The following is a 13,473-nucleotide window of genomic DNA, read 5'->3' as shown; positions in this document are numbered from 1 at the left end:
ATTCGACCGATAGTGATCATCTCTTTCGTACGACGACGAAGTCGGCGAGCGCCGTGAACCGCTCCCGCACCGGCTCGGGCATGTCCACGGCGTTCAGGGCCTCGATGGCGACGGCGTGCTGCCGGCGTGCCTCCCCGGCGGTCCACTCGCGGCCGCCCGCCTCCTCGATCAGGGCGGCCCGGGCCGCGAACTCCTCCTCGGAGAAGTTGTCGAAGTCGCTGCTCTTGGCGTCCGCGGCGAGGATCTCGCCGAGCCGCTCGGAGGCGGGACCGCCCGCGGCGAGGGCGGCCACCACGGGCAGCGACTTCTTGCGCTGGCGCAGGTCGCTCCAGGTCTGCTTGCCGGTGGCCTCCGGGTCGCCCCAGATGCCGAGGAGGTCGTCGACGGCCTGGAAGGCGAGGCCGAGGTGGTGGCCGTATTTCTCCAGGGTGTCCGCGGTGCGCTCGTCGGCCCCGCCGAGCACCGCGCCGATGGAGCTGGCGCAGGCCAGCAGGGCGCCGGTCTTGTTGCCCTCCATCTCCAGGCACTCCTCGACGCTGACCCGGTCGCGGTGTTCGTAGGAGATGTCCTGGGCCTGACCGTCGATGAGGGCGCGGGTGGCGGTGGTCAGCCGGCGCGTGGCGCGGCCGGCCTCCACGGTGCCGAGTTCCAGCAGGATCTCGTTGGCGAGGGCGAACAGGGCGTCGCCGACCAGGATGGCCTGGGCGGGGCCGTGCACCTTCCAGACGGTGTCGCGGTGCCGGCGCTGTTCGTCGCCGTCCATCAGGTCGTCGTGCAGGAGCGAGAAGTTGTGGACCAGCTCCACGGCGACCGCGCCGGGGACGCCGGCCTCGGGAGCGGCCCCGGCGACCTCCGCGGAGAGCACGGCGAGCGCGGGGCGCACCGCCTTGCCGCCGTCGCCGTCGGTCGGGTTGCCCTGCGCGTCGATCCAGCCGAAGTGGTAGGCGGCGACCGTGTCCATGGGCGGCGCCAGACGGTCGACGGCCGCCCGCAGCACCGGTGTGGCCAGGGTGCGGCCGCGCTCCAGGAGCGCGGTCACGTCCACCGCGGTCCGCCGGACGGCCGACGTGGCCGGGGGCACAGTGGGCACAGATTCTCCTCTTGTCGCGTTACCGGAGGGGGTGCGGGGGTGTGCCGAGCCATGCTGATCGAACGTCACCGGGTCCCACCTCGCAGGGGCACGCCGGTTCCCTCCGGCTGTCTGCCGGGGGTGCGGGGGTCGCCCCCCGAGGCGATGCAGTGGGCCGCTTCCTCGAAGGCGAACAGGCGGCGGGGTCGGGGCCGGCCCAGCGCGCCGAGCGCGGCGTCCGCCGCACTCACACCGCTGCGGACCGCACTCTCCATGGTCGCGGGCCACCCTGTGGCGGTCCACGCTCCGGCCAGGTACAGGCCGGGTGCTTCGGTGCGGGCGCCGGGACGTAGCCGTCCGACGCCGGGGGCGGGGGCGAACGTGGCGGTCCGCTCCCTGGTCACGAAGAAGTCCTTCACCTCGGCCCGGCGAGCGCCCGGCAGCAGCCGTCGCAGCTCGGGCAGGTAGCGCTCGCGCAGGGCGGCGACGGGCTCGTCGATCTCGTCCTGCGCGGCGGACTGGGAGAGGGCGAGGTACTGGCCCGCGCGCAGTCCGGAGGCGTGGGTGCGGTCGAACACCCACTGCACGGGGGTGCCGAGGGCCGCGAAGAAGGGCGCGTCGAGCACCTCGCGGTCGTAGACGACGTGCACGTTGAGGATGGGCGCGGTGCCGATCTCGAGCAGTCGCCGGGCGTCGTGGAGCGCTCCGTCGGGCAGCAGGTCGTAGGCCTCGCGCTGCGGTACGGCGAGCACGACGGCGTCCGTGCGGAGCGTCGCGCCGGGAACCCGCACGCGCCAGGTCCCGTCGTCGCCCTGTGCGAGGGAGGTGACGCGGGCGCGGACCTCGGTGCGCACGCCCGCGGCGTCGAGCGCCCTGCGGGCCAGCCGGTCGTGCAGCTCGCCCAGCGGGACGTGCGCCCAGCCGATGTCGGCCGCCCCCGGGTCGGACAGCAGGCCGGTCTTGAACACCATCGCGGCGAGCCCCAGCGAGCAGTCGCCGGCGACCGCGTTGAGGGTGGCGACCCCGACCAGGTCCCACAGGGCCTCGACGGCGCGCGCCGACTGTCCGTGCGCGGTCAGCCAGCTGCCGAAGTCCTGGGCGTCCAGGGCCGGATCGGCGAGGTCGAGGCCCTTGAGGGCGAGTGCGGCGCGGCCCACCTTGGCGCGTTCGGCGAGCGAGAGGTGCGGGTACGCGGCGAGGCTGCGCCCCAGGTGCAGGGGCACCGGCAGCGGGTCGCGGCGCAACCTGCCGAGCCGCCGCCCCTCGGGCTTGTCGACGTCGACGACGGGCACATCGAGACGATTCTGCAGCGGTGCCAGCGCGCTGCCGTCGATGCGGTCGAGGAACCACCGGTAGGCGGTGCAGCAGCGCAGGTAGACGTGCTGTCCGTTGTCGACGGTCAGTTCGCCGCGCCGGAAGGAGAAGGCGAGGCCGCCGAGCCGGGGCCGGCCCTCGAGCAGGGTGACGCGCACGCCCGCGTCGGCGAGCGCGAGCGCGGCGGTGACTCCGGCCAGCCCGCCCCCGACGACGACGGCGGTGCGTCCCGCGGGTTCGGGCGTGTGCGCGGCGTCCGCGAGCTGCTCGTCGTTCATCGTGCACCCTTCTGTGCGGGCCGACCATGGCGCTTGAATGCTGCACCGCAGGCCGTCGCAGTCAGGGACGCCGCGCCGCACCGGAGGGTTGCCCACCGCTTTTCTTCGGTGGCGTCACCGCGGTTCCCGTCGTCGCCCGGCACGTCCATCAGGCGTGCCTCCTGACGCTCCGTCGCGACACGTGCCGGGCGTCCAGGCCCGACAGGCCGCGCACGGCGACATAGGCCTTCTCCCGGCCGGGCAGCGAGACGCGGCCGCGCAGCACGGCCCCGGGGTCGCGCTCGATGCGGTCGAGGAGCCGACGGTAGATGCCGGCCATGGCGGCGACGCAGGCGCCGCTGCGCCGGTCGAGCATGGGCAGCAGCCGGTAGCCCTCGGCGAACAGGGCGCGGGCCCGCCGCACCTCGAAGTGGACGAGACCCGCGAAGTCGGAGCCCTCCGGCGGCTTGGGGCCGTCGAACCCGGCCGAACAGCCGAACTTGGCGAGGTCGTCGGCGGGCAGATAGGTCCGGCCCCCCGCCGCGTCCTCACGGACGTCCCTGAGGATGTTCGTGAGCTGGAGTGCGAGCCCGAGCGTGTCGGCGTACTCCGGCGCGCGCTCGGCGCCACGCGCCCCCGGCTGGGTGCCGAACACACCGAGGGAGAGCCGCCCGATGGCGCCCGCCACACAGCGGCAGTACACCTTCAGGTCGTCCCAGGTCTCGTACGTCTCGCCGCGCACGTCCATCAGCACGCCGTCGATCAGCTCGTCCAGACCGCCCAGCGGGACCGGGAAGGCCCGGGCCGTGTGCGCGAGGGCGACCGCGACGGGGTCGGTGTCGTCCTCCTCGACCTCGCCCGCGCGGACGCGGGTGAGCAGCGCCCTGGTGTCCTCGAGCCGGGCGTTCTTGACGTCGCCGTCCAGCGCGCCGTCGCCGATGTCGTCGACGCGGCGCGAGAAGGCGTAGAGCGCCGACATCGCGCGGCGTTCGGGCGTGGGCAGCAGCCGGATCCCGTACGCGAAGTTGCGGGCCTGCTGTCCGGTGACGGTCTCGCAGTAGCTGTAGGCGGCGAGTACCGGTGCGGACACGTGCGCGGACGACTCCACGGTCCGGATCACCCCTCTCCTCGCAGGGTCACGCCCACCTCGCGCAGCAACTGGAGCTTGCCGGGCTTGGGCGGGCCGGGAAGTACGTCGTACTCGGCGGCGGCGATCGCTCGGATCGCCGCCCTTCCTCCCGCCACGAACCCCGCGAGCAGCAGTCTCAGCCTGCCGTGGACGCTACCCACCAAGGGGGCGCCTTCATTCAGGAGATCGCGCGCGCGTTGCGCCTCGTAGGCGACCAGTGCGCGTACCGACGCGCCCGCGGTCGTCACGGCGAGGTCCGCCTCCCGGACGTGAAAGCGCTTCATGTCCGCGGCGGGCAGGTAGACACGGTCGCGGCCGAGGTCCTCGGTCACGTCCTGCAGGTGTTCGACGATCTGCAGTGCGGTGCAGATCGCGTCGGAGAGGCGGATCCGCTCGGGGGTCGAGGCGCCGGTGACGGCGAGGACCAGGCGGCCCACGGGGTTGGCGGACAGCTCGCAGTAGGCGAGGAGGTCGTCGTAGGTCTCGTAGCGGGTGACGAGCTGGTCCTGCCGGTTGGCGGCGATCAGACCGAGGAAGGGCTCGGGACCGAGCGCGCGGCGGCGGACGGCCGGCTGGAGGCGGCGCAGCAGGGGGTGCCGGGGCGTGCCGTCGAAGACCCGTCGCAGATCGGCCTCGAACGCGTCCAGCAGGACCATGCGGTCCGCCGCCTCGGCGGCCGGCACGCCGAGCAGCCGGGCGTCGGCGCCGCCCCGCGCGAGGTCTCCGTCGCCGATGTCGTCGACGAGACGGGCGAAGCCGTACACGGCCATGAGGTCGTCACGCCAGGCCCGGGGCAGGAAGAAGGGGGCCACGGGGAAGTTCTCGTGCGCGGCCTTGGCCAGGGTGCCGTCCACCGGGTCGCCGGTACGTGGCGCGGCGGACGCCGTCATCCCCGGCCGCCCGCTGCGGAAACGGCGCGGCCTGCGCTGAGCTGGGGAGTTTCCGTAGCCAATGCCGTCACATCTCCCGTTCTACACTGCCGACCCAATACACACTATTTCGGACACGCCGCCCGCACGTCGGCGCGAGGCTTCGGCCGTGGCACTGAGCGTTATCGCCCCACTTGACTCGTTTCGGGACCGGTCCAGCTTACGTCGTACAACGCAGCGCGGTGCGCAGGGGGTGTTCTGCACATCACAACAACACACCGATCGGCGTCAAGATTCCTTGCGCGGAGGGGAGTTGACGCTTCTTTTGCAGACGCGGGGCCCCGCCGGACAGTTCCGGCGGGGCCCCGGCGCACGGCCTACTTGCCCGAGAACTTCTCGTACTCCCGCAGGACCTCTTCCGTCGGCCCGTCCAGGCGCAGTTCACCGCGTTCCAGCCAGAGCACGCGGTCGCAGGTGTCCCTGATCGACTGGTTGCTGTGGCTCACCAGGAACACCGTGCCGGCCTGCTCGCGCAGCTCCCGCACCCGCGCCTCGGAGCGCCTGCGGAACTTGGCGTCGCCGGTGGCGAGGGCCTCGTCGATCATCAGGACGTCGTGGTCCTTGGCCGCGGCGATGGAGAACCGCAGCCGGGCCTGCATGCCGGAGGAGTAGGTGCGCATCGGCAGGCTGATGAAGTCGCCCTTCTCGTTGATGCCCGAGAAGTCGACGATCCCCTGGTAGCGCTCCCTGATCTCCTCACGGGACATGCCCATGGCCAGACCGCCCAGGGTGACGTTGCGTTCGCCGGTGAGGTCGTTCATCATCGCGGCGTTGACGCCGAGCAGCGAGGGCTGTCCGTCGGTGTACACCCTGCCGCTCTCCGGCGGCAGCAGCCCGGCGATGGCGCGCAGCAGCGTGGACTTGCCGGAGCCGTTGGAGCCGATCAGGCCGATGGCCTCGCCCCGGTGGGCGACGAAGGAGACGCCGCGCACCGCGTGCACCTTGCGCACGCCGCGCTCCTCACCGCGCTTGACGATACGGCTGAGGGCGGCGGTGGCGCTGCCCTTCCCGCTCTTGGCGCCGTTGACGCGGTAGACGATGTGGACCTCGTCGGCGATGACCGTCGGAACCCTGCGTCCCGCCTGGTCTGCCGGAAGCGGATCAACCACGGCCGTACCTCTCCTCCGCCTTCCAGAAGTACACGAACCCGCCGACGGCCATGAGGACCGCCCAGCCGCCCGCGACCGCCCACACATGGTCGGGCAGGTTCTCCGCGCCGTACTCCTCGATGAGCGCGAAGCGCATGAGGTCCATGTAGATCGCGGCGGGGTTCCACTGCAGGACGTTCGCCACCCACTGCGGCTTGTCCGCGAGGAAGACGGGGATGGAGAACATCACGCCGGAGGCGTACATCCACGTGCGCATCACGAACGGCATCAGCTGCGCCAGGTCGGGGGTCTTGGCGCCGGCCCGCGCGAACACCAGCGCCAGGCCGGTGTTGAAGCAGAACTGCAGGGCCAGCACCGGGACGATCAGCGTCCAGGACAGGTCCGGGTAGCTGCCCATGCCGATCACCACGGCGAACAGCACCAGCATCGAGTACAGCAGCTGCTGGAGCTGCTGCAGCGCGAAGGAGATCGGCAGCGAGGCGCGCGGGAAGTGCAGCGCGCGCACCAGGCCGAGGTTGCCGGAGATCGCCCGGACGCCGCTCATCACCGAGGTCTGCGTGAAGGTGAACACGAAGACGCCCGTGACCAGGAACGGGATGTACACGTCCTTGGGCATCCCGCGGCTGGCGTTGAGGAGCAGGCCGAAGATCATGAAGTACACGGCCGCGTTCAGCAGGGGCGTGGCCACCTGCCACAGCTGGCCCAGCTTGGCCTGGCTGTACTGCGCGGCCAACTTCGCCCGGGAGAAAGCCAGGATGAAGTGACGGCGCCCCCACAGCTGGCGGACGTACTCCCGCAGCGGTGGCCGGGCGCCGCTCACGGCCAGCCCGTACCTGGCTGCCAGCTGCGCCGCCGTGAGGCCCTCGTCGGGCGACGGAAGCGCGCTCACGGCGACTCCGACGTCATGCGTTGTCTCACTCACAGGTAGGAAACCTTCGTCTTCGGGATGCGCAGCCCCGGGGGGACCCGCATGAGCCGGGGGCCCGCGGTACGTCCCGGGGCCCTCAGGGACGAGCTTGTCAGATCACCGGAGGCCGGCCCAGCCGGGTCAGCCGCCACACCGTACGCCACTTCATGGGCCTGCGCGGCCCGCAGGGAGTGCTCCAGCCCTCCCGGAAACCGCCGAACCACGCCTTCAGGGCCGGCCCCGAGGGGCGGCGGACCAGCGTGAGCAGCAGCCAGACCCCGAGGTAGACCGGGACCAGCGGGGCGGGCAGGTTCCGGCGGGCCAGCCACACCCTGTTGCGGGCCACCATGCGGTGGTACACCGCGTGCCGTGAGGGTGCGGTCGTCGGGTGGTACAGCACCATGTCCGACCGGTAGTCGATCATCCAGCCCGCGTCGAGCGCCCGCCACGCCAGGTCGGTCTCCTCGTGGGCGTAGAAGAACTCGCCGGGGAGACCGCCCACCTGCCCGAGCACCTTCGTGCGGACGGCGTTCGCGCCGCCGAGGAAGGTGGTGACCCGTGAGGAGCGCATCGGGTCGGAGGCGCGCAGCCGGGGCACGTGGCGGCGCTGGGTGACGCCGGTGTCCGGGTCGGCGATCCGGAAGCTGATGATGCCCAGTTCCGGATCGGCGTCGAAGGCGCGGCGGCACAGTTCGGCGGTGTCCGTGTGGGCCAGCAGGCCGTCGTCGTCCAGGAACAGCAGGATGTCGACGTCGCGGCCGCCGGGCCCGAAGGCCTCGATGCCGACGTTGCGGCCGCCGGGGATGCCGAGGTTCTCGGGCAGCTCGATCGTCCGGACGCCCTCGGGGACGTCCGGGACGGGCGCGCCGTTGCCGACCACGACCACCTCGACCCGGTCGCCGTCCTGCTTGGCGATCGAGTCGAGCAGGGCGCGCAGCTCCTCGGGGCGGTTGCCCATGGTGATGACGACCGCGCCGACCTTCGCCGCCGCGCTCACTTGAGCCTGCTCGAGACGAGGATGGACACCAGGTGCAGCAGCGTCTGCAGCAGCGCGATGGCGGCCAGCACGGCCACGCCGAGCCGGGAGAAGAACAGGTCGCCGCGCACCTGGTCGGCCACGGCCAGGACCAGGATGAGCAGGGACGCCTCGATGCCGAGGATCAGCCGGTGGAACTTGAGCGCCGCGGCGGCCCGGCGGGCCAGGGCCATGCCGGAGGAGCGCGGCTCGGACGCCGCCTCCTTGACCGGCGGCAGCCCGCCCTGATGACGGGCGACGCCGACGAGGTCGGTCTCCGCCTTGATCAGGATGGCGCCGAGCGCGGCCAGCGTGCCGAGGAAGGCCCACAGCCAGTCGATGCGCCCGCTGCCCCACAGGTCGGCGGCGCGCAGACCGAAGCCGACGAGCACCGCCGCGTCGGTCAAGTACGCGCCGACCCGGTCCAGGTAGACCCCGGCCAGCGAGTACTGCTTCTTCCAGCGCGCGATCTCGCCGTCCACGCAGTCCAGCAGCAGGTACATCTGGACGCACACCACGCCGAGCACGGCGCCCGTGATCCCCGGCACCAGCAGGGCCGGGGCCGCGAGCACCCCGAAGACGGTCATCAGATACGTGAGCTGGTTGGGCGTGACCCTGGTGTTCACCAGATAGCGGTCCACCCGCAGGGACACCTCACGCATGTAGAGGCGTCCCATCCAGTGCTCACCGCTGCGCCGGTCCTTCACCCCCGGGGGGTGGACGACCGGTCTGAGTTCAGCTACCGATGGCCTTGACATATTCGGTGTAGACGTCCTTGATCTGGTCGGGCTTGAGGTCGAGGTGTTCGAGGATCGTGTAGCGGCCCGGCCGGGTCTCGGGAGCGAACCCCACGACGCGGACGAACTCGTCCACCGTGAAGCCGATCTCCTCGGGCAGGACGGGCAGTCCGTGCCGGCGCAGCACCTGGGCCATGTAGGCGGACTCCTCGTGGGCGCCGCGCAGGTACATCGCGAAGGCCGCCCCGAGTCCGCACTGCTCCCCGTGGGCGGCGGCCCGCCGGGGGAAGAGCAGGTCGAAGGCGTGGTTGATCTCGTGGCACGCGCCGGAGGAGGGGCGGGAGTCGCCCGACACCGACATCGCGATGCCGCTGAGCACCAGCGCCTCGGCCAGCACCTGGAGGAAGCCGGTGTCGCCGACGCCGCCCGGGTGCCGCAGCACGGCCTCGCCGGCCTGCCGGGCGATCGCGGCCGCGAGACCGTCGATCTTCTCGCCCTTGACCCGGTTGGCGAGCTCCCAGTCGGCGATCGCCGAGATGTTGGACACCGCGTCGCCGATGCCGGCGCGCACGAAACGCACCGGGGCCTCGCGGATGACGTCCAGGTCGATCACGACGGCGATCGGGTTCGGCACTCCGTAGGAGCCGCGGCCCGCGTCGTTGTCGAGGGTGGCGACCGGCGAGCACAGGCCGTCGTGCGCGAGGTTCGTCGGCACGGCGACCAGCGGCAGTCCCACCCGCGCCGCGGCGAACTTGGCGCAGTCGATGATCTTGCCGCCGCCCAGACCCACGACGGCGTCGTAGTGGCCGGCCTTTATGTCGCCGGCCAGCTGGACGGCGTCGTCGAGGGTGCCGCCGCCCACCTCGTACCAGGTGGCGCCGGACAGGGCCGGGGTGAGGCGCTCGCGCAGCCGGGCGCCCGAGCCGCCGCTGACGGCGATCGCGAGCTTGCCCGAGTGCGAGATGCGCTCGTCGGCGAGGACCCCGACCAGGTCGTCCAGGGCACCCGGGCGGATGTCCACGACGACCGGTGAGGGGATCAGCCGGGTCAGTACTGGCACGCGATCTCCCGTCCGCGGGCGAGATCGTCGTGGTTGTCGATCTCCACCCACTTGACGTCGCCGATCGGCGCCACGTCGATGCGGAAGCCGCGGTTCACCAGTTCCTGGTATCCGTGCTCGTAGAACTGCTGCGGATCGGTCTCCCACACCGTCTTGAGCGCGTCGGCCAGTTCGGGGGCCGCGTCGCCCTCGATGAGGGTGACGCCGATGTACTCGCCGGTGGCCTCGGCCGGGTCCATCAGCTTGGTGATCTTCGTCATGCCCTTCTCGGGGTCGACGACGACCTTCATCTCCTCGTCCGCGAGGGACTTCACGGTGTCCAGCGCGAGGATGATCTTCCTGCCCTCGCCGCGGGCGGCGAGCAGCGTCCGCTCGACGGAGACCGGGTGCACCGTGTCGCCGTTGGCGAGGATCACGCCGTCCTTGAGGGCGTCACGACCGCACCACAGGGAGTAGGCGTTGTTCCACTCCTCGGCCTTGTCGTTGTCGATGAGGGTGATCTTGAGGCCGTACTTCGCCTCCAGCGCCGCCTTGCGCGCGTACACGGCCTCCTTGCGGTAGCCGACGATGACCGCGACCTCGGTCAGCCCGATCTCGGCGAAGTTGCCGAGCGTCAGGTCCAGGACCGTGGGCTCGCCTTCTATGCCCGCGGGCCCCACCGGCACCAGCGCCTTGGGCAGGCTGTCGGTGTAGGGGCGCAGACGCCGTCCGGCGCCGGCCGCCAGCACGAGGCCGATCATGCGGGTTCTCCTTCATCGTGTACGGCGGGAGCGCCGCCCTTGTGGGCGGCCACCCAGAAGCGGATGCTCTCGAGGAGCACCAGCACGGCGACGGCCACGGCGAGGACCGTGAGCGCGACCGTGAACTGCGAAGCGGTGAGCAGCGCGGCCAGCACGGCCACGAGCAGCGTCCGCCCCTCCTGCCCCCCGACGGTGCGCACCAGCCAGGCCGGCGGCGCTCCGGCGTCGCCGCGGATGCGGTACACCGTGTCGTAGTGATGGTAGGCGACGGCGGCGACCAGCCCGAAAGCCGCGGGGAGCGCTCCATCCACGTCGGCCCGGGCCGCGAGGATCAGGACCGTGCCGTACTCGGCGGCGCGGAACAGCGGGGGGATCAGCCAGTCGAGGGCGCCCTTGAGGGGATGGGCGACGGCCTCGGCGGACGCCAGCGCGTACGCGCCGGCCATCAGGACGACCCACCAGCTCGGGCCCCACATCCAGGCCCCCAGGGTGACCAGGACGGCGCCCACGGCGGCGCTGAGGGGCGCGGTCGGCCGGGGCTTGCCGGGAAGGAGGCGGACCAGCGCCTCGGTCAGCGGCCCGCTGTCCGCGAGGTCCGCCAGCGCCTGCGCCGCCCGGTCCGTCCGCCTGGCCTTGCGGGTCAGCGAGCGCAGGACGCGCCCCGCCGTGGTGTACGTCGCCGCGAAGGCGCAGCCGACGAGCAGCGCGTAGAAGGTGATGCGGGGGGTGGTGACCGCGGTCAGCACGGCGATCATGGCCCATCGTTCGCCGATGGGCAGGACTATCATCCGCCGCACCCAGACCGTCCAGCCGACGCTGTCGAGCTTGTCGGAGAGGGCGGCGGTGGGGCTGGTGTTGGCGGTGGCGTCGTGGTTGGCCTCGTTGAAGGAGAAGTCCACGACGTGCCGGCAGGTCTGCAGGACCATGGCGCCCAGCGCGAGCGCCCACACGTCGTCGCCGCCGCGGGCGGCCCCCAGGGCGAGACCCGCGTAGTAGGCGTACTCCTTGGCCCGGTCGAAGGTGGCGTCGAGCCAGGCGCCCAGGGTGGAGTACTGCAGGGAGTAGCGGGCGAGCTGTCCGTCGGTGCAGTCCAGGACGAAGGAGGCGATCAGCAGGACGCCGGCCGCGACGAACCCGCCGCGGGTGCCGGTGGCCGCGCAGCCCGCCGCGATCAGCGCGGTGATCAGCGAGGCGGTGGTGACCTGGTTCGGGGTCAGACCTCGGCGGGCGCACCAGCGGGCGATGTAGCGGGAGTACGGGCTGATGAAGTAGGTGGTGAAGAAGCCGTCGCGGGCCTTGACGGCCGACTTCAGGCGCACCGCCTCGTCGTCCAGGGCGGCCACGGCCTGCCGTGCCTCGTTGCGGGTCTGCGGGTCGACGGGCACCTGCGCGACCAGGCTGCCCAGTTCGGGGCGGTGCACGCCGGCGCCGTCGGCGTCGAGGGCGGCGACCACCCGGTCGGCGAGGCTCTCGACGGCCAGCAGGGTGCCGCCGCTCGCGGAGTTCTCGCGGGCCATCGCGCGGGTCAGGGCCTGCCGGCCGGCCGGCTGCGCGGTCAGCGCGCCCGGGATCGCGGCGAGCGGGAAGCGGGGGTCGGTGAGTCCCAGGCGCAGCGCGTGCTCGTGCCCGACGAAGCGGGCGTCCACGACGGCGACGCGCTGGTCGCCGGGGACGGCGGCGAGGAGTGCCTCGGCGTCACCGGCGTCGGAGGCGGTCAGGACGTCGAAGCCGAGGGACCGCAGGTCGCCCTCGATCGACGATCCGGGGACCGGCGAGCCGGTGAGGATGGCGGTCGACAACCGAACTCACTCCCTGGGTCCGGCGCGCTTCACGCCGGTCATGAACGATGGGGGGCGCCCCTTGGCTGCACCGGCGACCTCACCGGCGCCGCACCAGGCGGGCGGCATGTCGGCAGAGGCTATCGGATGCCGGGAAGGCCGCGTTCACCGCCCGTTGCGGCACGGCCGACACGGTCCCCGGCGCCACCGTCCCCCGGTGGAACCGGCCTTCGCCGAGATCATCATGGGTGATCGGCGGCCCGGCCGACAAACCGCGCCGCCCGGAGCCGACATCCGGGACACCGCCCGCGGCCCGGGCCCTGACCGCGGTCGGCATAGGGTCACAGGCATGACGTGGCTGATCACCGGCGGAGCCGGATACATTGGGGCACATGTGGCGCGGGCCGTGACGGGGGCCGGCGAAAGGGTCGTCGTCCTGGACGACCTCTCGTCCGGCGTCACCGCCCGGCTCGGGGCGGACGTCCCGCTCGTCAGGGGCTCGGCACTCGACGCCGACCTGCTCGGGAAGACCCTCGCGGAGCACGCCGTGACCGGTGTGGTGCACCTGGCCGCGCACAAGCAGGTCGGCGAGTCGATGGCGCGGCCCACCCGTTACTACCGGGACAACGTGGGCGGTCTCGCCACGCTGCTCGAGGCGGTCGCCGAGGCCGGGATCCGGCGGTTCCTGTTCTCCTCCTCCGCGGCCGTCTACGGCAATCCCGATGTGGACCTCATCACCGAGGACACCCCGTGCGCTCCGGTGAACCCGTACGGCGAGACCAAGCTCGCCGGAGAGTGGCTGGTGCGGGCGGCGGGGCAGGCGCACGGCATCGCGACGACGTGTCTGCGCTACTTCAACGTGGCCGGGGCGGCGGCGCCCGAGCTGGCCGACACCGGGATCTTCAACGTGGTGCCGATGGTCTTCGACCGGCTCACCCGCGACGAGGCCCCGCGGATCTTCGGCGCCGACTACCCGACGCCGGACGGGACGTGCGTGCGGGACTACATCCACGTGGCGGACCTGGCCGAGGCCCATCTCGCGGCGGCCCGGCGGCTGAGCGCGCCGGACGCGGCGGGCGACCTGACGGTGAACATCGGCCGGGGCGAGGGCGTCTCGGTGCGCGAGCTGGTCACCCTCATCGGCGAGGTCACCGGCGACACCCGCCCGGCGGTCGTCGAGGGGCGCAGGCCCGGGGACGCGCCGCGCGCGGTGGCCGCGGCGGGACTGGCGGCCCGGGAACTGGGGTGGACGGCCCGGCGAGGGGTACGGGAGATGGTCGAGTCGGCGTGGCAGGGCTGGCGGCTGCACCGCTCCTGACCGGGTGAAACGTCCTGACCTGCACTTCGTTTCCGCAGGTCAGGGCACATGACAACGGTGTTCAGTGCCGCGTTGCCGGATACCCCCCACCCGTAGTTCACTGTGAGCCCG

The 13,473-nt window shown here is 72.4% G+C and carries 13 protein-coding genes; 1 reads left to right on the top strand and 12 read right to left on the bottom strand.

Annotation, left to right across the window (positions count from 1 at the left end):
- Window positions 1-16: 16 nt before the first annotated feature.
- The 12 genes from QF032_RS33935 to QF032_RS33885 form a co-directional block, all read right to left on the bottom strand.
- Window positions 17-1,081: a polyprenyl synthetase family protein gene (locus QF032_RS33935; protein WP_306955843.1), complete on the bottom strand. Its 1,065-nt coding sequence runs from the start codon at window positions 1,079-1,081 to the stop codon at window positions 17-19.
- 74 nt (window positions 1,082-1,155) lie between these two features.
- On the bottom strand, window positions 1,156-2,661 hold the full coding sequence (hpnE, locus tag QF032_RS33930) for a hydroxysqualene dehydroxylase HpnE (RefSeq protein ID WP_307059049.1): 1,506 nt from the start codon (window positions 2,659-2,661) through the stop codon (window positions 1,156-1,158).
- Window positions 2,658-2,810 (bottom strand): DUF6380 family protein, encoded by a 153-nt coding sequence (locus QF032_RS40745; protein WP_373430412.1) that lies wholly within the window; start codon window positions 2,808-2,810, stop codon window positions 2,658-2,660. Before QF032_RS40745 ends, hpnE begins: the two co-directional genes overlap by 4 nt.
- Window positions 2,810-3,760, bottom strand: coding sequence for a presqualene diphosphate synthase HpnD (gene hpnD / locus QF032_RS33925; protein WP_307059047.1), 951 nt, complete (start codon window positions 3,758-3,760; stop codon window positions 2,810-2,812). The genes QF032_RS40745 and hpnD overlap by 1 nt, the downstream gene beginning before the upstream one ends.
- Complete coding sequence (gene hpnC / locus QF032_RS33920; RefSeq protein WP_307059045.1) at window positions 3,757-4,659, bottom strand: squalene synthase HpnC; 903 nt, start codon at window positions 4,657-4,659, stop codon at window positions 3,757-3,759. Before hpnC ends, hpnD begins: the two co-directional genes overlap by 4 nt.
- A 356-nt stretch (window positions 4,660-5,015) precedes the next feature.
- A complete protein-coding gene (locus QF032_RS33915) occupies window positions 5,016-5,807 on the bottom strand; it encodes an ABC transporter ATP-binding protein (protein ID WP_307059043.1) in 792 nt (263 codons plus the stop codon).
- Complete coding sequence (locus tag QF032_RS33910; protein ID WP_057582726.1) at window positions 5,800-6,729, bottom strand: ABC transporter permease; 930 nt, start codon at window positions 6,727-6,729, stop codon at window positions 5,800-5,802. The genes QF032_RS33915 and QF032_RS33910 overlap by 8 nt, the downstream gene beginning before the upstream one ends.
- A gap of 97 nt (window positions 6,730-6,826) precedes the next feature.
- Window positions 6,827-7,711, bottom strand: coding sequence for a glycosyltransferase family 2 protein (locus QF032_RS33905; protein ID WP_307047753.1), 885 nt, complete (start codon window positions 7,709-7,711; stop codon window positions 6,827-6,829).
- Window positions 7,708-8,487: a CDP-alcohol phosphatidyltransferase family protein gene (locus tag QF032_RS33900; RefSeq protein ID WP_307059042.1), complete on the bottom strand. Its 780-nt coding sequence runs from the start codon at window positions 8,485-8,487 to the stop codon at window positions 7,708-7,710. The genes QF032_RS33905 and QF032_RS33900 overlap by 4 nt, the downstream gene beginning before the upstream one ends.
- Window positions 8,465-9,526, bottom strand: a complete 1,062-nt coding sequence (locus tag QF032_RS33895) for an iron-containing alcohol dehydrogenase family protein (protein ID WP_307047751.1) — start codon at window positions 9,524-9,526, stop codon at window positions 8,465-8,467. The genes QF032_RS33900 and QF032_RS33895 overlap by 23 nt, the downstream gene beginning before the upstream one ends.
- Complete coding sequence (locus tag QF032_RS33890; RefSeq protein ID WP_307047749.1) at window positions 9,514-10,266, bottom strand: phosphocholine cytidylyltransferase family protein; 753 nt, start codon at window positions 10,264-10,266, stop codon at window positions 9,514-9,516. The genes QF032_RS33895 and QF032_RS33890 overlap by 13 nt, the downstream gene beginning before the upstream one ends.
- Window positions 10,263-12,065 carry a DUF5941 domain-containing protein gene (locus QF032_RS33885; RefSeq protein WP_306947296.1) on the bottom strand — a complete coding sequence of 601 codons (1,803 nt, stop codon included), beginning with the start codon at window positions 12,063-12,065 and terminating at the stop codon, window positions 10,263-10,265. Before QF032_RS33885 ends, QF032_RS33890 begins: the two co-directional genes overlap by 4 nt.
- A gap of 328 nt (window positions 12,066-12,393) precedes the next feature.
- On the opposite strand from QF032_RS33885, the gene galE reads away from it, so the two are divergent.
- The gene (gene galE / locus QF032_RS33880; protein WP_306947299.1) at window positions 12,394-13,362 is read left to right on the top strand and encodes a UDP-glucose 4-epimerase GalE; all 969 of its coding nucleotides are present in this window, start codon (window positions 12,394-12,396) and stop codon (window positions 13,360-13,362) included.
- The last annotated feature ends 111 nt before the right edge of the window (window positions 13,363-13,473 follow it).

This window comes from Streptomyces achromogenes (assembly GCF_030816715.1).
Taxonomy (GTDB): Bacteria; Actinomycetota; Actinomycetes; order Streptomycetales; family Streptomycetaceae; genus Streptomyces; species Streptomyces achromogenes_A.
Note: the sequence above shows the minus strand (reverse complement) of the source record. Positions and strands in the feature narration are given on the sequence as shown.